This is a genomic window from Kineococcus esterisolvens (assembly GCF_050871405.1).
Lineage (GTDB): Bacteria > Actinomycetota > Actinomycetes > Actinomycetales > Kineococcaceae > Kineococcus.
Window position 1 is genome coordinate 22,233 of sequence record NZ_JBJLRI010000016.1, and the last position, 17,526, is coordinate 39,758.

Genomic DNA, 17,526 nt, shown 5'->3' on the forward strand with positions numbered 1-17,526 from the left:
CACTCAGCGGGCGAGCCGCCCGCGAGGTCGCTTGAGTCTCATCCCTCAGCTTCTGCGCGCAGCACCGTGCGCGCCCGCGCCGGGGGCGGACCGCCTTAGCGGCCGCCGATCCACCGTGGAGTCCACTCCCGCATGCCTGAGTACGACCGTTCGTACCGTTCCCCCCGCAACGACTCCTCCCGCGACTCCTGGGGCGACCGCCCCCGTCGCTCCGACCGCGACGGGTTCCGCCCCGAGTCCCGCGGCGACTCGCGCGGGTTCCGCTCCGACGACCGCGGCCCCCGCTCCGGCGGTTCCCGCGGCGCCTACGGCGGCCCCAGCGGCTACCGCGGCCGCCGCTCCGGCGGCCCCGCCCGCAGTCCCCGCTCGTTCGCGCCCAGCGCCACCGAGCAGGCCCTGACGGCCGCCGAGCAGATCGAGGTCGCGGACCTCACCTTCGCCGAGCTGGGCCTGCCGGCCGAGCTCGTCGCCGCCCTGGAGCGGCGCGGCATGTCCAAGCCGTTCGCCATCCAGTCGCGCACCCTGCCCGACGGCATCGCCGGCCGGGACATCCTGGGCCGCGCGCGCACCGGCTCGGGCAAGACGCTGGGCTTCGGCCTGCCGATGCTCGCCCGCCTGGCCACCGGCCCGCGCACCCGCATCACCGGCGCCCCCCGCGGCCTGGTGCTCGTGCCGACCCGCGAGCTGGCCATGCAGGTCGCCGACGCGCTGCGCCCGCTGGGCGACGCGCTGGACCTGCGCCTGTCCGTCGTCGTCGGCGGCGTGCCGTACGGCCGCCAGATGGCGGCGCTCTCGCGCGGCATCGACGTGCTCATCGCCACGCCGGGTCGCCTGGTGGACCTCATCGAGCGCGACGCCGTCTCGCTCGGCGAGGTGAGCGTCACCGTCCTGGACGAGGCCGACCACATGGCCGACCTCGGTTTCCTGCCGAGCGTGCGCTCCATCCTGGAGGGCACCAAGCCCGGCGGGCAGCGGATGTTCTTCTCCGCCACGCTGGACCGCGGCGTGGAGGCCCTGGTGACGGACTTCCTCACCGAGCCGGTGTTCCACGCCGTGCCGGCCGAGCCGGAGTCCGCCGGGAACATGGAGCACCGCGTGTTCGCGGTGCGCCCGCACGACAAGCTGTCGATCCTCACGGAGATCAGCCGGCGCCCCGCGCGCAGCATCTTCTTCGTGCGCACGAAGCTGGGCGCGCAGCGCCTGGCCGACCAGCTGCGCGAGGCCGGCGCCCCCGCCGAGGCGATCCACGGCGACCTGCGCCAGGCGCAGCGGTCCAAGGCGATCGACGCGTTCTCCGCCGGTGAGACCCGGGTCCTGGTGGCCACGGACGTCGCCGCGCGCGGCATCCACGTCGACGACGTGGACCTCGTCGTGCACGTCGACCCGCCGAACGACCACAAGGACTACCTGCACCGCTCCGGGCGCACCGCCCGCGCGGGCGCCAAGGGCACCGTCCTGGCGATCGCCCTGCCCGACCAGGTCCGCCGCTACGGCTGGCTGCACCGGGACGCCGGCGTGAACCCCGGCGCCGTCGAGAACGTCTCGGCCGGCGACGACACCGTCCGCGCCGTCGCCGAGTCCGGCGAGCCGGTCGTGGTCAAGCCGCGCACCCGCCCCGAGCGGGAGAGCCGTGGTCCCCGCCGCGGCGGCTTCCGTGGGGGCCCGCGCCGCGAGGGCGGTCCCCGCAGCGGGCCCCGCCGCGAGGGCGGCTTCAGCGGCCCCCGCCGCGAGGGCGGCTTCAGCGGCCCCCGCCGCGAGGGCGCCGCGCGCGACTGACGCGCACCCGGTGACGGGCCGCCCGCCGGCGCCCGTCCCGCAGGTCCTCAGGGCCCCGTCCCCCCGCGCGGGGGGCGGGGCCCTGCCGCGTCCCCACCCGTCCCGGCCCCGGAGCCGGTGAGGGGGCCCTGCGCGATCGCGCGGAGGGGGCGGGTGGTGCCCCGCCGGCCGGGGGGGTGAGGATGGGGTCCGCCGGCGCGGCGCGACCTCGCACCGCACCGGCGGAGTCGACCGCGAACAGCCCCGACCCGAGGAGGCCCCGTGCCCACCCGCACCGCCCGCACCGCCTGGAACGGCACCCTGGAGGAGGGCGCCGGCCAGGTCGAGCTCACCAGCTCGAAGGTCGGCACCTACGACGTGTCGTTCCCCAAGCGCGCCGCCGACGAGGCCGGCGGCACCACGAGCCCCGAGGAGCTCATCGCCGCGGCCCACTCGTCCTGCTTCGCCATGCAGTTCTCCGCGCTGCTCGGCGAGGCCGGCGGCACCCCGGAGAACGTCGAGGTCACCGCCGACGTCTCCCTCGGCCCGGACCCGGCGGGCGGTTTCCGCCTCACCGGCATCAAGCTCACCGTCACCGGTGAGGTCAGCGGCGTCGACGCCGACACGTTCGCGCGCACCGCGCAGGCCGCGAAGGAGACCTGCCCGGTCTCCAAGGCGCTGACCGGCGTCGAGATCACCCTCGACGCGAAGATGGACTGACCACCGCTCAGCACGCCGCCGGCGGGCGCACCCGCGTTCCCGCCGGCGGTCCGCCCGGCCCGGTCAGCCGGTGATCCCGGCTTCCTGGCACAGCGCGCTCGCGGAGCCCGCGCACAGCGCCTCGGCCGTGGTGTACCCCGACTCCAGGACCTTCGAGCGGATCTCGGCCTTTCCGACGGCCTCCGGCTGCAGCAGCACCGTCGGCACCGAACCGGCGCCGTTGTCCGTGGTCGTCGTCGTCCCCGGCTCCGCACCGGACAGGACGTCGGCGACCAGGTCCGCCGTGGCGCGAGCCTGCGCCGGCAGGTCCTTGAACACCGTCATCGTCTGCGTGCCGGCCAGGATGCGCTGCAGCGCACCCACTTCCGCGTCCTGCCCGGTGATCGGAACCCCGCTGTAGCCGGCGTCGGTCAGCGCCTCCAGCGCTCCGGCGGCCAGGCCGTCGTAGGCGGTGTACACGCCCAGCAGCGGTCGCCCGCCCAGTTCCCGCAGCGCCGCGGCCATCTCCACCTCGGCCTGGTCGGCGCTCCAGCCGGCCACCGAGCGCTCGGCGGCGATCGTCACCCGTCCGTCCAGCACCGAGTGCGCCCCGGCGGCGAAGAGGCCGGCGTTGTTGTCGCCCGGGTCGCCCTGCAGCATCACCACGACACCCTCGCCGGCGCGCTCGCCGACCGCGTCCAGGATCGCCCGCCCGCCCAGCTCGCCGACCGCGCCGCCGTCGAAGGAGACGTAGTAGTCCAGCGGCACGTCCCTGATGAGCCGGTCGTACGCCACGACCGGCACCCCGGCCGAACCGGCCCGCGTCACCAGTTCCGAGGCCTGCGCACCGTCGGCGGCCACGACCACGAGGGCCTCGGCGCCGTCGGCGACGGCCTGCGCGGCCTGGCGGTTCTGCTCGGCCTGGTCGGCGGCGGTGTGCAGGTCCACCACGCACTCCGGGCAGCGCTCCTGCAGCTGCACCGCGAAGTTCGGGTAGTCGTAGGCCAGCGCGCGCATCGACGTGGACGGGGCCAGGAACGCCACGCGACGCTCACCGGTCGCCGCCGCGGTCGTCGTGTCGCCCCCGCCGCAGCCGGCGAGGGACAGGGCGCCGAGGGCGGCGAGGAGCGCTGCGGCGCTCCGGCGGGTGCGGTTCACGGGGGTCCTCCCGGACGTGGGGGCGGAGTGCGGGGCGGAGTGCGGGGCGGGCTGGGGGTGCTCGGTGGCCTGGCCGGTGGCTGCGCGCACGGTCGTGACCCCGTCAGTACCGGAACGTGGCGACGGTGGCGCGCATCCGGTCGGCCATCCCGGCCAGCTCGCGCACCGCGCGGTCGGAGTCGGCGGCGCTCTCGCCGCTGACCTGCGCGGCGCTGGCCACGGTGCCGATCGTGCCCGCGATGGCGGTGGCCCCGTTGGCGGCGTCGCCCACCAGGCGGCTCATCTCCTGCGTCGTGGCGGCCTGCTCCTCGACGGCGGCGGCGATCGTGCCCTGGTAGTCGCTGATCTCGGCGATGACGGAGGAGATGCTGGAGATCGCCGAGACGGCGCGGTCCACGTCGCCCTGGATCGCCTGGATGCGGGTGGCGATGTCCTCCGTGGCGCGGGCCGTCTGCGAGCTGAGCTCCTTGACCTCCCCGGCCACCACCGCGAAGCCCTTGCCGGCGTCGCCGGCACGGGCGGCCTCGATGGTGGCGTTCAGCGCCAGCAGGTTCGTCTGCTCGGCGATGGAGGTGATGGTCTTGACCACGTCGCCGATCTCGGCGGAGGAGCGGCCCAGCGCGGCCATCGTCTCGCCCGTCTCGGTGGCGATGCCCACGGCGCGGCCCGCGACGTCCGCGGCGCGCGAGGCGTTGGTGGAGATCTCGGTGATGGACACGCCCATCTCCTCCGCACCGGCGGCGGCGCCGGCGATGTGCCCGCTGACGTCGTGCGCCGAGCGGGCCACCGTCCCGGCGCGCTCGGAGACGTCGCCGACGCTGCCGGAGATCGCCGAGGTGGTGGCCTGCAGCTCACCGGCGGCGCGGGCCAGGGTGCTCGCGTCGGCGTCCAGGCCGGCCACGGTGCGGCGCATGCTCCCGGTGGCGGCGCTCAGGGCCTGCGCCATGCGGCCCACCTCGTCGCGGCGGTCGACGTCGGCGGTGGCGGTCAGGTCGCCGTCGGCGACGCGGCCGAGCACGTCCACGACCTGCCGCAGCGGGCGCACCACCAGGTTCGTCGTCCAGCGCGCCAGCAGCGCGGTGACGAGCAGGCCGGCGACGACGACGGCGACCATCGTGGTGCGCGCGGTGGAGTAGGTGTCGGCGGCGGCTGCCACGGACGCCTGCGCCTGCTGCTCGCTGAGCTCGTCCAGCTCCGCCAGGGCCTGCTCGGCGTTGTCGGCCAGGATCGCCACGTTGCCCAGGTACAGCTGCTGGAACTTGGCCCGGTCACCGGGCTCGCCGGAGGTGGCCAGCGGCGCGAGGAACCCGTCGCGGGTGCCGCGGTAGGACTCCCACCAGGTGGAGAACTCCCGCAGCACGGCCCGCTGCTCACCGCTGGTCAGCGAGGCCCCGTAGGAGGCGACGAGCTCGTCGACGCGCTCGTCGTCGGCGTGCACGCGCGCGGCGAGGTCGGCGCGGGCGACGTCGTCGTCGGCCAGGGCCAGGTTCGCCAGGTCGCGCTGGGACTGCAGGACGTCGGCGCGCAGCTCCGCCAGGTCGGCGGCGGGCAGCAGGTCCCGCTCGTACACCTCGCCGGTGCGCGCGTTGACGTCCGCCAGGCCGCCCAGGCCGACCCCCAGCAGGGCGGCGGAGACCGTGCACGACAGCACCACGATCGCGCCGATCTTCGTGGCGACCGAGCGGTCGGCGAAGCGCCGGCGCGCGGGCGCGACGGCGGTGGGCGGGGTCGTGGTGGTCAAGGGGGGCCTCCTCGCTCGGGCGCACCCCGGCCGAAGGGGTGACCGCCCCCCCATCGGCAGCCCGTCGGCCGTCTTGAGGTGCCCCCGCGGGGGACGCGCGCCCTCAGCGCCCCTCGCCGGCCGCCAGGCGCCGCTCGGCCACGGCCCGGTGCGGCCAGGTGGCGACCCGCCCCGGCAGCAGCGGGCGGGTCGCGGCGACGAGCGCCCGCGTGGCCCCGGCGGCGCCCCGCCGGGCGGCGGTGCGCTCCAGCCCGTAGGCGTCGGCCACGGCGGGCGGCAGCAGGTCGGCGGTGACGGCGCGGGCCAGGGCCGCCACGCCCGGCAGCGGCGGCCGCGTGCGCACCGTCAGCACGTCGCGGGCCACGCGGCGGGCCGCGTCGGTCACGACGAGGCCCGCCACGCTCTCGCGCCAGTAGGCCTCGAACGCGGCGTGGGTGGGGGGCCACACGGCGTCGGTCACCCCGAACAGGGCGGCGAAGGAGCGCGACCGGGCCCAGTACCGCTCCAGCGCGGCAGCGGGCAGGGGGCGCCGCAGGTAGCGCACGCCCAGGTCCAGGGCGGTGTGCACCAGGGTGGCGTGCACCCACAGCGCCAGGTGCGGGTCGTTCGCCCGGTACGGCGTGCCGGCGGGCGTGCCGGCGGCCGCGGTGCGGGTGGTGCCGCGCACGCGGGCGTGCTGCCGGCCGACCGCGCGCGCCGCCTCCCGGGCCTGCTCGGTGTCGCCGAAGGTGATGGTCAGGAACGCCTGGAGTGTGGCCAGCAACCGGTGCGAGGGGCCGGCCGCGTAGTCGCTGTGCACGGCCACCCCCTCGGCCACCAGCGGGTGCGCCACCTGCAGCAGGATCGCCGCCGGGCCGCCCAGCAGCACCGCCCGCTCCCCGGTGAGCTCCCAGAACTCGCTGAACGGCTCCACCACCCCCCGGTCGCCGGGCCGGCCGGGGCCGGGCGGCGGCGGGAACAGCGCGCGCAGCGGCACCGCCGGGACGCGGACGGGCGCCGCCCCCGGAGGGTGCGGCGCCCGTCGGTTCACGAGTGGTCCCGTCAGCCGGCGACGACGACGTGCTCGTTCGGCACGCAGTGCGTCATGACGTGGCCGGAGACGTCGCGCGGGCCGTTCTTGCCCAGGTTGGCCAGGCGCTCCAGCTCGGCCTCGTCGAGGGTCTGGCTCGCCAGCGGCGGCAGGTGCCGCACGTCGTCCGGCGTGATGCCCAGGCCCTCGCCCACGCGCAGGCCCAGCTCGTCCTCGCACATGAGGAAGTGCCACACCATGCGCTCCTGGATCGGGCGGTCGCACTGCTGCAGCGCGTCCACCAGGTTCTTCACCAGGTCGTCCTTCTCCCACTGCTCCGACAGCAGGTAGCGCTCGCCGGCCTGCGCGTAGTCGTTGGTGCGGGAGATGCGCTTGCGGGTGAGGCGGCCGCTGACGACCGGGCCCTGCTCGTCGTGCGTCGGGTAGGTGGCCTCCTTCAGCCCCCCCGTGATCGACGGCTCGTAGTTCACGTGCGGGTTGGCGCCCACGTTGTCGCGGCCGTAGGACATCGGGCCGCCCTGCTGGTTGGTGGCGACCGGGGCCTTGGGGCGGTTCACCGGCAGCTGCAGGTAGTTCGGGCCCACGCGGTAGCGCTGGGTGTCGGAGTACGAGAACGTCCGGCCGACGAGCATCTTGTCGTCGGAGAAGTCCAGGCCGTCCACCAGCACGCCGGTGCCGAAGGCGATCTGCTCGTTCTCGGCGAAGTTGTCCGTCACGTTGCGGTTGAGGACCATGCGGCCGACCGGGCGCAGCGGGAAGAGCTCCTCCGGCCACACCTTGGTGTCGTCGAGCGGGTCGAAGTCCAGCTCGGGGTGGTCGTGGTCCTCCATGATCTGCACGTTGAGCTCCCACTCGGGGAAGTCGCCGCGCTCGATCGCGTCGTAGAGGTCCTTGGTGTGTGCGCCGAGGGTCTGCGCCTGCACGGCGGCGGCGTCAGCGGCGGTCCACGACTTCACGCCCTGCTTGGGCAGCCAGTGGTACTTCACGAGCACGGTCTCGCCGTCCGCGTTCACCCACTTGTAGGTGTTCACGCCGAAGCCCTGCATGGTGCGGTAGGACGCCGGGGTGCCGCGGGGGCTGAAGACCAGCGTGACCATGTGCATGGCCTCGGGGGTCTGGCTGAAGAAGTCGAACGCGCGGTTGGCGACGGACGCCTCGAAGGTCACCGGGTCCGGCTTCTGCGAGTGGATGAAGTCCGGGAACTTGATCGCGTCGCGGATGAAGAAGACGCCGAGGTTGTTGCCGACGAGGTCCCAGTTGCCGTCCTCGGTGTAGAACTTCACCGCGAAGCCGCGCGGGTCGCGCGCGGACTCGGAGGAGTCCCGGCCGCCGGCGACGGTGGAGAAGCGGATCGCCAGGTCGGTGCGCTTGCCCTTCTCCTGGAACAGCTTCGCGCGGGTGTACCGGGAGATCGGCTCGTCACCGAGGGAGCCGTACGCCTCGAAGTAGCCGTAGGCGGTGGTGCCGCGGGCGTGCACGACGCGCTCGGGGATCCGCTCGCGGTCGAAGTGGCTGATCTTCTCGAGGAACTGGTAGTTCTCGAGCGTGGCGGGGCCGCGCTCGCCGATGGTGCGCTGGTTCTGGTTGTCGAAGACCGGGTGGCCCTGACGGTTGGTCAGGGTCGGGCGGTCGTCTCCCGGGGCGGACTGCTGGCTGGCGACGTCGGTCATCGCGCTTCCTCTCGTGGGGTCTTCCGCTGGAGGGCGGTGGATCGGGTCGGTCCGGGGTCCGCCGCCTGGGCGGCCCGGCAGTCGGGGCACCTGCCCCAGAACACCACCTCGGCCTCGTCCACCGCGAAACCAGCGGTGTCGGAGGGGGCGAGGCAGGGGGAGGGGCCGACGGTGCAGTCCACGTCGACGGTGCAGCCGCACTCGCGGCACACCAGGTGGTGGTGGTTGTCGCCCACCCTCGCCTCGTAGCGGGCCGGGTGCCCGGCGGGCTCGATGCGCCGGGCCAGGCCGGCGCGCGTGAGGGCGTCGAGGCAGTCGTAGACGGCCTGGGTGGACACCGCCGGCAGCGCCGTGCGGGCCCGGTCGACGACCTGGGCGACCGCGAGGTGCTCGGCGCCGGCCGCGGCCGCGTCGAGCACCTGCAGCACGACCGTGCGGGGGCGGGTGGCCCGCAGGCCGCGATCGCGCAGGCGGTCCTCGGCGCCGGCGGCCGTCGCGGGGCTGTGGGGGTGTGGCACACCCCGATCTCACCAGGCCAGTCTGGAACGAGTCAAGAAAGGGTCACCTACCTCGCCCAGTCCCCTCCCCGTCGCCCCGCGGTGGTCGAGGACGTGGCGACTCCCGCCGATCACCGCGGGGGAGGGGTCAGGGGCGGCGCCAGTCGTCGGACGTCAGGTGCGAGCCGGCCATCGGGCCCATCTGCAGCATCCCGCCGTCCACGGCGTAGGAGGCGCCCGTGACGTACGAGCCCTCCGGCGAGCACAGCAGCGCCACCACCGCCGCGACCTCCCGCGCGTCGCCCGGCCGGCGCAGCGGCACCCCCGGGCGCTCCTCGGTGTGCGGGTCCTGGTCCTCCTGGCCCGTCATCGGCGTGGCGATCTCGCCCGGCGCCACCGCGTTGACCGTGATGCCGTGCTCGGCCAGCTCGATCGCCGCCGTGCGGGTCAGCAGCCCCAGGCCCCCCTTGGCCGCGCAGTACGGGGCCGCACCCACCCGGGGCTGGTGCTCGTGCACGCTGGTGACGTTGACGATGCGCCCGCCGCGCCCCGCGGCGACCATCCGCCGCGCCGCGCGCTGCAGGCACAGGAACGCCCCGTCGAGGTCGGTGGCCAGCACCTCGCGCCAGTCCTCGAAGGACAGCTCCAGCAGGGGCGTCGCGGTGCCGGTGCCCGCGTCGTTGACGAGGACCTCCACCCCGCCCAGGGCCTCCGCCAGCTCGTCGACGACGTCCGCCGCGGCCGGCAGGTCGCGCAGGTCCAGGTGGCGCAGCTCCGCGCGCCGGCCCAGCGCCCCGACCTCCGCGACGGTGCGGCGTCCCTGCTCCTCGTCGCGGAACCACGTCACCCCGATGTCGTGGCCGCGCCGGGCCAGCTCGACGGCGACCGCCCGCCCGATGCCGGACTCCGAGCCGGTGACGATCGCCGGTCCCGGCCGGCCGTCGGGCTCCCGGCCGCGCAGGTCGCGGAACCCCCCGCTCACCTGCCGGCTCACCTGGCTGCTCACCCGGCTGCTGCGTGTGCTCATGCCCTCCCCGTACCCGCGCGTCGGCGACGGACACGCCCTGCACCCGGCGGGACGGGCCCGACTGCGCGAGGATCCTCCCGATGGCTCCCGACGAGACCGCGCGCGACGCCCCGGCCGCTGTGCCCGCCCGCCCGCCCTGGTGGCGGCGCGGAGCCCTCGTGCGCCGCCTGCCGCCGCGCCTGGCGCGGGCCCTGGGCCGCGTCGTGGGCTGGGTCGGCGTGCTGGTGGTCGCGGCGGTCGGGGCCGGCGTCGGCTTCTCCCTGGCCCCCGGCCACGAGACATGGGTGGGCCCGCTGCAGACGGAGGTGCGGGTGCACCCCAGCCTGGAGCCGGGCGTGGCGGTCGACCTGCCGCCCGTCGGCCAGATCACCTTCGACACCCACCGCGCCCCGGTCGAGGTGACCGCGGGCATCGAGGCCGTCGACCTGGACGCCGCGTCCCGCCTCGTGCGCTCCCCGCAGCAGCTGCTCGCCCTCGAGCTCACCGCCGCCGACACCGTCCGCGCCGCCACGGTCCGCGCCGCCGCGTACAGCGCCGCCTGCGGCGTCGGCGGCGCCGTCCTCGCCGGGACCGTCGTCTACCGGGCCCGTCACCGGGCCCTGCAGACCGGCGCGGCCTGCCTGGCGGCCCTGCTGGGCACCGGCGCCGCCACCGCCGCCACCTTCGACGTCACGGCCCTGCAGCAGCCCCGCTTCACGGGCCTGCTCTCGCGGGCGCCCTACCTCGTCACCAGCACCCAGGACGCGATGGAGCGGCTGGAGTCCTACCGCAGCGGGCTCTCCGACGTCGTGCGCAGCGTCAGCACCCTCTACGCCGTCAGCGCCAGCCTGCCCGTCCTCGGCGACGGGCAGCCCGGCGCCGGGGCCGGCGAGGACGTCACGACCGTCCTGCACATCTCCGACCTGCACCTGAACCCCCTCGGCTTCGACCTCGTCGAGGACCTCGTCGAGCAGTTCGGCGTGCAGGCCGTCGTCGACACCGGCGACATCACCACGCTGGGCAGCGCGGTCGAGTCCTCGTTCCTGAACCGCATCGGCGGCCTGGACGTGCCGTACGTGTTCGTCCGGGGCAACCACGACTCCGCACAGACCCAGGAGGCCGTCGCGGCCCAGGAGGGCGCGGTCGTGCTCGACGAGGGGGAGACCGCCGAGGTGGCCGGTCTGCGCTTCGCCGGCAAGGGCGACCCCGTGTTCACCCCCGAGGGGGAGGGCAGCACCGCCGAGGGCAGCGCCGAGGACGTGCAGCGCAGGTCCAACGAGGTCCTCGCCGCCGGCGTCGAGCGGTGGGGGTCGGCCCACCCCGAGGACCCCGTGGACGTGGCGCTGATCCACGACCCCAGCGGCCTGGAGCCCCTGATGGGCCGGGTGCCGCTCGTCCTGGCCGGGCACCTGCACAAGCGCAGCGTCACGCTCGACGACTCCGGCACCCGGGTCATGGTCGAGGGGACCACGGGCGGGGCGGGCATCACCTCCGCGGGGCTGGACCGCCTCGCCGACGGCACCCCGCTGCCGCTGTCCGCCACGCTGCTCTACTTCGGCGAGGAGGACGACGAGCTGCTGGCCTACGACGAGGTCACCGTCGGCGGCCTCGGCCTGGCGGAGGTCAGCCTGCAGCGCACCGTCCTCAGCGACACCGACCGCCCGGCGCTGGTCGAGCCGACGTCCACGCCCACCGTCACCGCCACGCCGAGCGTCCCCGCCACGCCCACCGGGACCGCCACGCCCACCGGGACCGGCGTCACCCGGCCGGCCGCGCCGTGAGGCCGTTCCCGCTCGCGCCGGCCCCGGCGCGCGTACCGTGGTCGGCACCATGAGCCCGCACCCCGACCCGCGCAGCGCCGTGCCGGGCCCCGTCGCCGGTCCCCTCGCCGACGACGCGCTCGCCGAGGAGATCGAGCTGTACGCCGACGTCGTCGTGGCCGCCTCCGAGAGCGACGGTCCGCTCGCGGAGAGCGACCTCGATCGCGTGCTGGGCGTGGACGACGCCTCGGGCGGTGCGGCACCGGCGCCGCGCCGCGGGCTCGGTGTCGGGGACGGCGCCCCCACGGCCTAGAGTCCGCCCCGGGCCGGGCGTCCCCGGCCCGGACCGAGCACCGAACCGTCTGCGGAGCCCCAGTGCGTTTTCGACTCACCCCCCGGGACGACGGCTTCTTCGAGCTGTTCGCCCGCACCGGCGAGATCCTCGTCGAGGCCACGACCGTCCTGACCGAGTTCCTCGGCAGCGACCAGGTGCGCCGCGTGGACCTCGCCCGGCACGTGGAGGAGATCGAGCACGCCGGGGACGAGGCCGCGCACGCGGTGCTGCGCCGCCTCACCTCCTCCTTCGTGACCCCCTTCGACCGCGAGGACATCCACCGGCTGACGTCCCGCCTCGACGACTGCCTCGACCTCGTGCAGAAGGCCGTGGACCTCATCGTGCTGTACCGCCTGGAGGAGCTCCCGGCGGCGGTGAGCGACCTGGTGCAGGTGATCACCCGGCAGGCCGAGCTGACCTGCGAGGCCCTGCCCCGGCTGCGCTCGCCCGGAGCGCTCTCCGACTACTGGGTGGAGGTCAACCGGCTGGAGAACCAGGCCGGCCAGATCCACCACGGTCTCCTGGGCACCATCTTCGGCGGCGACCACGACGCCGTATCGATCATGAAGCTCAAGGACGTCGTGGACACCCTGGACGGGGTCGCGGACGCCTTCGAGCAGGTCGCCCACGCCGTGGAGACCATCGCGGTCAAGGAGTCCTGAGCCCGTGGAGCTCGTCCTCGTCCTCGTCGTGGTCGTCGTCGTGGTGGCGCTCGTCTTCGACTTCACCAACGGCTTCCACGACGCCTCCAACGCCATCGCCACCTCCGTCTCGACCCGCGCGCTGACCCCGGGCGTGGCCGTGGCCCTGGCGGCCGTGTGCAACCTCGCCGGCGCCTTCCTGGGGACCGGGGTCGCCGAGACCATCGGCGACGGGATCATCGACGTCGGGATGGGGGCCGACGCCCTCCAGCTGATCCTCGTCGCCCTCGTCGGTGCCGTGTCCTGGCAGCTGATCACCTGGTGGCGCGGGCTGCCCTCGTCCAGCTCGCACGCCCTCATCGGCGCCCTCGCCGGCGTCGGCCTCGTCGCCGAGGCCACCGTGCACTGGGGCGTCGTCCTCGACAAGGTCGTCGTCCCCATGCTCGTCTCACCCGTGGCCGGCTTCCTCGTCGCCTACCTGGCGATGCTGGGGGTGCTGTGGGCGTTCCGCCGCTCCGACCCCGCGCCCACCCACCGGCGCTTCCGGCTCGCCCAGACCGTGTCGGCGTCCGCGATGGCGCTGGGCCACGGGCTGCAGGACGCGCAGAAGACGATGGGCGTCATCGTCCTGGCCCTCGTCGCCGGCGGCTACCACGACGGCGACGACTTCTCGATCCCGTGGTGGGTGAAGGTCAGCGCGGCCGTGACCATCAGCGCCGGCACCTACGCCGGCGGCTGGCGGATCATGCGCACCCTGGGGCGGCGGATCATCCACCTCGACCCCGCCCGCGGCTTCACCGCCGAGGCGGTCTCCTCCGCGGTGCTCTACGTGGCCGCGCTCGGCTTCCACGCCCCCGTCTCCACCACCCAGACCATCTCCGCGGCCATCACGGGCGTGGGGGCCACGAAGCGGGCCTCGGCGGTGCGCTGGGGCGTGGCCCGCTCGATGGTCCTGGCGTGGGTGCTCACGCCGCCCGCCGCCGCCTGCCTCGCCGTCGGCCTGCACCTGCTGGTGAGCCGGCTCGCCTGACCCGCCCCGCACGCGGGAGCGCCCGGCCACGTCCGGGGACGTGACCGGGCGCTCCCGCGCGCACGGGTGTGCCGGCTCAGCCGAAGCGGCCGGAGATGTAGTCCTCGGTCGCCTTCTGCGAGGGGTTGGAGAAGATCGTCGAGGTGCTGTCGAGCTCCACCAGCTTGCCCGGCTTGCCGATGCCGGCCAGGTTGAAGAAGCCGGTCTGGTCCGACACGCGGGCCGCCTGCTGCATGTTGTGGGTCACGATCACGATCGTGTACTCGTTCTTCAGCTCCCCGATGAGGTCCTCCACCGCGAGGGTGGAGATCGGGTCCAGGGCCGAGCAGGGCTCGTCCATGAGCAGCACCGAGGGGCGGATCGCGATGGCCCGGGCGATGCACAGGCGCTGCTGCTGGCCGCCGGACAGGCCCATGCCGGGCTTGTCGAGGCGGTCCTTGACCTCGGTCCACAGGTTCGCGCCGCGCAGCGAGGACTCCACGAGGTCGTCCAGGTCGCTCTTCTTCATGCGCTTGGCGTTCAGGCGCACCCCGGCGGCGACGTTCTCGTAGATCGACATCGTCGGGAACGGGTTCGGCCGCTGGAACACCATGCCGATGTGCTGGCGCACCGAGACGGGGTCGACGTCCTTGGCGTAGAGGTCCTGGCCGTCCATGACGACCTTGCCCTCGACGCGGGCGCCGGGGATGACCTCGTGCATGCGGTTCAGCGAGCGCAGGAAGGTGGACTTGCCGCAGCCGGAGGGACCGATGAGCGCGGTCACGGCCCGCGGCTCGATGGTCATGTTGACTGCTTCCACGGCGAGGAAGTCGCCGTAGTAGATGTTCAGGTCGCTCACGTCGATGAGCTTGGCCACGTCGGCTCCTTGGTCGATCTCGGTCTGGGTGCGCCGGCGGGAGCCGCTCAGCGACCGGCCTTGGGGGAGAAGAAGCGGGAGATCAGCCGGGCGACGAGGTTCAGCGCCATCACCAGGATGATCAGGACCAGCGCCGCCGTCCAGGCGCGGTCGATGCCCGGCTGCGGGGGGACGCCGGGCTGGGTGTAGCTGTAGTACGCGTACACCGGCAGGGTCGCCATGCGGCCCTCGAACGGGTTGAAGTTCGTCGCCACCGTCGTGCCCACCGTCACCAGCAGCGGGGCGGTCTCGCCGGCCACGCGGGCCACGGCCAGGGTGATGCCGGTGGCGATGCCGGAGACGCTGGTGCGCAGCACGACCTTGATGATCGTGCGCCACTTGGGCACGCCCAGGGCGTAGGCCGCCTCGCGCAGGTCGTTGGGGACCAGCTTGAGCATCTCCTCGGTGGATCGCACCACCACGGGGATCATGAGCACGGACAGCGCGATGGACCCCATGATGCCCAGCTTCGTGCCCGGGCCCACGAGGATCACGAACAGGGCCGCGACGAACAGGCCGGCGACGATCGACGGGATGCCCGTCATGACGTCGACGAGGAACGTGATGGCACGCGCCAGGGGGGACTTGCCGCCGTACTCCACCAGGTAGACGGCCGTCATCAGGCCGACCGGCACGGAGATCAGCGTCGCGACGGCGGTGACGATGATCGTGCCCCAGATGGCGTGCAGCGCCCCGCCGCCCTCGCCGATGACGCCCTGCATCGACCACGTGAAGAACTGCGCGTCGAAGCGGGCGGCGCCGTTGGACACGACCGTCCACACGACGGAGACCAGCGGGACCATCGCCAGCAGGAAGGCGATGGTCACCAGGGCGGTGACCACGCGGTCCTTGGCCTTGCGGGGCCCCTCCTTGGCGTGCGAGACGGTGCCGGTGAGCACCAGGTGCACGAGCGCGGCCAGGACGGCGACGGCGGCGATCGAGGTGCCGCCGGGCAGCAGCACCGCCACGGCGATGCCGATGGAGCCGGCGAGCAGCGCCCACGGCGCCCAGTTCGGCAGGCCGGCCTTCGTCAGCGGCTGGTCGATGGACCCCAGCGTCTCGCGGGGGGACTTGCCGGTCGTGGTGGTCATGCCTTGGCTCCGGAGCGCGAGACGATCCAGCGGGCGACGAAGTTCACCAGGAAGGTGATGACGAACAGGGCCAGGCCGCTGGCGATGAGGGTGTTGGTGGTCAGGCCCGAGGACTCGGGGAAGGCCAGCGCGATGTTCGCGGCGATCGTCAGCGGGTTCGCGGCGCCGATGAGGTCGAACGTGATGATGCGGGCGCCGGAGAGCACCAGCGCCACCGCCATCGTCTCGCCGAGCGCGCGGCCCAGGCCGAGCATCGCGGCGCTGACCACGCCGGAGCGGCCGTAGGGGATGACGGCGTACCGGATCATCTCCCAGCGGGTGGCGCCCAGGGCGAGGGCGGCCTCCTCGTGCAACCGCGGGGTCTGCAGGAAGACGTCGCGCGAGAGGGCGGTGATGATCGGCAGGATCATCACGGCCAGCACGAGGCCGGCGGTGAGCATGGTGCGGCCCGAGGGCACTGCGGGCCCCTCGAAGAAGGGCAGGAAGCCGAGGTTGCGCTCCAGCCACCGGTAGATCGGGACCAGCCAGGCGGACAGGACCACGGCGCCCCAGATGCCGTAGACGATGCTGGGCACGGCGGCCAGCAGGTCGACGAGGTACCCCAGGGTCTGCGCGGCGCGGCGCGGCGCGAAGTGGGAGATGAACAGTCCGATCCCCACGGCGATCGGCGTGGCCACCAGCAGCGCGATGACGGCGGCCAGGACGGTGCCGAACAGCAGCGGCCACACGTAGGCGGTGACGGTCTCACCCTCCGGCAGGTCCTCCGGGGAGGCCGTCAGGGCGGGGATGGACTGCCCGACGAGGAAGGCCGCGACGCCCGCCAGGACGAGCAGGATCAGGACGCCCGCCCCCGTGGAGGTGCCCTTGAAGACGGCGTCGCCCTTGCGGGTGGTCCCGGTGGCGATGGTGCCTCTGCCGTCCGGTCCGGGGTCTCGAGTCGGCTGCTGGGTCGGGGTGCTCACCCGGGGGTCCTCCTGGTCGGGGGCGGTGCGCGGTGCGGGCCGCGCCTGCTGCGGGAAGGGGCGGGCGGCCGTGTCGGCCACCCGCCCCTGTGCGGATCGAGGATCGGGCTCAGGCGCCGATCATGTCGAGCGAGGTCGTGATGTCCTCACGCAGAGTGTCGGAGATGGGGGCGGACCCGGCGTTGTCGGCCGCGGCCTGCTGGCCCTCCTCGCTGGTGACGTAGGTCAGGTAGGCCTTCACGAGCTCGCCCTGGGTGGCGTCCTCGTAGGCGGTGCAGGCGATCGCGTAGGACACGATGAACAGCGGGTAGGCGCCGTCCGCGGTGGTGGTGCGGTCGATCTCGATGGCGATGTCGCCCTCGGGGCGGCCCTCGACGCGGCTGGAGGAGTCCAGCGCGGTGGCGGCGGCCTCGGCGCTGGGGGCGACCCAGTTCTCGCCGACCTTCAGCGCGGCGGACTGCAGGTCGCTGGCGGCGACCTGGCTCTCGTCGGCGTAGCCGATGGAGCCCTCGCCGGCGCCGATGGCCTGGACCACGCCGGAGGTGCCCTGGGCGGCCTCACCGGTCTGCAGCGGCCACTCGCCGTCGGGCTCGGCCGTCCACACGTCGGGAGCGGTGGCGTGCAGGTAGTCGGTGAAGTTCTCGGTGGTGCCCGAGTCGTCGGAGCGGTGCACCGGGTTGACGCGGGTGTCCGGCAGCTGCACGCCGGGGTTGTCCGCGGCGATCGCCGGGTCGTTCCAGGTGGTGATGGTGCCGTTGAAGATGTTCGCCAGGGTGGTGGGCGACAGCTGCAGGCCGTCCACGCCGGGCAGGTTGTAGGCCACGGCGATGGGGGAGACGTAGACCGGCAGGTCGATGGCGTTGCCACCGGCGCAGCGCTCCTCGGAGGCGGCCAGCTCCTCCTCGTCGAGGTAGGCGTCGGAACCGGCGAACGGGACGCCGCCGTTGAGGAACTGCTCGCGGCCCGCCCCGGAGCCGACCGGGTCGTAGTTCACCGTGACGTCGGGGTTCGTCGCGTTGAACTCGGCGGCCCACGCCTGCTGGGCGGCGGTCTGGGTGCTGGCGCCGGCGCCGGCGATGCTGCCGCTGAGGTCCGAGGCGCTCGCTCCCTCGCCGCCCGGCGTGGTGGTCGGCTCGTTCTCGCCGCTGCACGCGACGAGGCCCAGGGTGAGGGCGAGGGCGGCCGGGACGGCGGCGCGGAAGGTCCTGCGGTTCACGGATGAGGCTCGCTTTCGCTCGACGGGCAGGCGCGGGGCAG

At 74.5% G+C, this 17,526-nt stretch carries 16 protein-coding genes; 6 read left to right on the forward strand and 10 right to left on the reverse strand.

The window, feature by feature from the left end:
• Window positions 1-132 precede the first annotated feature (132 nt).
• Both ACRYR8_RS07645 and ACRYR8_RS07650 read left to right on the forward strand, forming a co-directional pair.
• The gene (locus ACRYR8_RS07645; RefSeq protein WP_432483749.1) at window positions 133-1,776 is read left to right on the forward strand and encodes a DEAD/DEAH box helicase; all 1,644 of its coding nucleotides are present in this window, start codon (window positions 133-135) and stop codon (window positions 1,774-1,776) included.
• A 261-nt stretch (window positions 1,777-2,037) separates the two neighbouring features.
• The gene (locus ACRYR8_RS07650) at window positions 2,038-2,475 is read left to right on the forward strand and encodes an OsmC family peroxiredoxin (protein ID WP_432483750.1); all 438 of its coding nucleotides are present in this window, start codon (window positions 2,038-2,040) and stop codon (window positions 2,473-2,475) included.
• Between the two features lie 63 nt (window positions 2,476-2,538).
• Here ACRYR8_RS07650 and ACRYR8_RS07655 read toward each other — a convergent pair whose 3' ends face one another.
• From ACRYR8_RS07655 to ACRYR8_RS07680, 6 genes are all read right to left on the reverse strand, one after another.
• A complete protein-coding gene (locus tag ACRYR8_RS07655; protein WP_432483751.1) occupies window positions 2,539-3,612 on the reverse strand; it encodes a sugar ABC transporter substrate-binding protein in 1,074 nt (357 codons plus the stop codon).
• 103 nt (window positions 3,613-3,715) lie between these two features.
• Window positions 3,716-5,353, reverse strand: coding sequence for a methyl-accepting chemotaxis protein (locus tag ACRYR8_RS07660; protein WP_432483752.1), 1,638 nt, complete (start codon window positions 5,351-5,353; stop codon window positions 3,716-3,718).
• 103 nt (window positions 5,354-5,456) lie between these two features.
• A complete protein-coding gene (locus tag ACRYR8_RS07665; RefSeq protein ID WP_432483753.1) occupies window positions 5,457-6,329 on the reverse strand; it encodes an oxygenase MpaB family protein in 873 nt (290 codons plus the stop codon).
• Window positions 6,330-6,394: 65 nt separating this feature from the next.
• A complete protein-coding gene (locus ACRYR8_RS07670; RefSeq protein WP_432483754.1) occupies window positions 6,395-8,053 on the reverse strand; it encodes a catalase in 1,659 nt (552 codons plus the stop codon).
• Window positions 8,050-8,571 (reverse strand): Fur family transcriptional regulator, encoded by a 522-nt coding sequence (locus tag ACRYR8_RS07675; RefSeq protein ID WP_432483755.1) that lies wholly within the window; start codon window positions 8,569-8,571, stop codon window positions 8,050-8,052. Before ACRYR8_RS07675 ends, ACRYR8_RS07670 begins: the two co-directional genes overlap by 4 nt.
• Before the next feature lie 127 nt (window positions 8,572-8,698).
• On the reverse strand, window positions 8,699-9,577 hold the full coding sequence (locus ACRYR8_RS07680) for an SDR family oxidoreductase (RefSeq protein ID WP_432483756.1): 879 nt from the start codon (window positions 9,575-9,577) through the stop codon (window positions 8,699-8,701).
• An 80-nt stretch (window positions 9,578-9,657) separates the two neighbouring features.
• On the opposite strand from ACRYR8_RS07680, the gene ACRYR8_RS07685 reads away from it, so the two are divergent.
• From ACRYR8_RS07685 to ACRYR8_RS07700, 4 genes are all read left to right on the forward strand, one after another.
• Complete coding sequence (locus tag ACRYR8_RS07685) at window positions 9,658-11,337, forward strand: metallophosphoesterase family protein (protein WP_432483757.1); 1,680 nt, start codon at window positions 9,658-9,660, stop codon at window positions 11,335-11,337.
• 49 nt (window positions 11,338-11,386) lie between these two features.
• A complete protein-coding gene (locus ACRYR8_RS07690; RefSeq protein WP_432483758.1) occupies window positions 11,387-11,629 on the forward strand; it encodes a hypothetical protein in 243 nt (80 codons plus the stop codon).
• Window positions 11,630-11,691: 62 nt separating this feature from the next.
• The gene (locus tag ACRYR8_RS07695) at window positions 11,692-12,312 is read left to right on the forward strand and encodes a DUF47 domain-containing protein (RefSeq protein ID WP_432483759.1); all 621 of its coding nucleotides are present in this window, start codon (window positions 11,692-11,694) and stop codon (window positions 12,310-12,312) included.
• 4 nt (window positions 12,313-12,316) lie between these two features.
• On the forward strand, window positions 12,317-13,321 hold the full coding sequence (locus ACRYR8_RS07700) for an inorganic phosphate transporter (RefSeq protein ID WP_432483760.1): 1,005 nt from the start codon (window positions 12,317-12,319) through the stop codon (window positions 13,319-13,321).
• A gap of 76 nt (window positions 13,322-13,397) precedes the next feature.
• On the opposite strand, the gene pstB is transcribed toward ACRYR8_RS07700, so the two are convergent.
• From pstB to pstS, 4 genes are all read right to left on the reverse strand, one after another.
• A complete protein-coding gene (gene pstB, locus ACRYR8_RS07705) occupies window positions 13,398-14,177 on the reverse strand; it encodes a phosphate ABC transporter ATP-binding protein PstB (RefSeq protein WP_432483761.1) in 780 nt (259 codons plus the stop codon).
• A 47-nt stretch (window positions 14,178-14,224) separates the two neighbouring features.
• The gene (gene pstA / locus ACRYR8_RS07710; protein WP_432483763.1) at window positions 14,225-15,307 is read right to left on the reverse strand and encodes a phosphate ABC transporter permease PstA; all 1,083 of its coding nucleotides are present in this window, start codon (window positions 15,305-15,307) and stop codon (window positions 14,225-14,227) included.
• Window positions 15,304-16,269, reverse strand: a complete 966-nt coding sequence (pstC, locus tag ACRYR8_RS07715) for a phosphate ABC transporter permease subunit PstC (RefSeq protein ID WP_432483764.1) — start codon at window positions 16,267-16,269, stop codon at window positions 15,304-15,306. Before pstC ends, pstA begins: the two co-directional genes overlap by 4 nt.
• 109 nt (window positions 16,270-16,378) lie before the next feature.
• On the reverse strand, window positions 16,379-17,485 hold the full coding sequence (gene pstS, locus ACRYR8_RS07720) for a phosphate ABC transporter substrate-binding protein PstS (protein WP_432483765.1): 1,107 nt from the start codon (window positions 17,483-17,485) through the stop codon (window positions 16,379-16,381).
• Window positions 17,486-17,526 lie beyond the last annotated feature (41 nt).

Coding starts and splice junctions, on each gene's coding strand:
- ACRYR8_RS07645 (WP_432483749.1), top strand. CDS start 133: ATGCCTGAGTACGACCGTTCGTACCGTTCCCCCCGCAACGACTCCTCC.
- ACRYR8_RS07670 (WP_432483754.1), bottom strand. CDS start 8,053: ATGACCGACGTCGCCAGCCAGCAGTCCGCCCCGGGAGACGACCGCCCG.
- ACRYR8_RS07680 (WP_432483756.1), bottom strand. CDS start 9,577: ATGAGCACACGCAGCAGCCGGGTGAGCAGCCAGGTGAGCCGGCAGGTG.
- ACRYR8_RS07685 (WP_432483757.1), top strand. CDS start 9,658: ATGGCTCCCGACGAGACCGCGCGCGACGCCCCGGCCGCTGTGCCCGCC.
- ACRYR8_RS07690 (WP_432483758.1), top strand. CDS start 11,387: ATGAGCCCGCACCCCGACCCGCGCAGCGCCGTGCCGGGCCCCGTCGCC.
- pstA (WP_432483763.1), bottom strand. CDS start 15,307: ATGACCACCACGACCGGCAAGTCCCCCCGCGAGACGCTGGGGTCCATC.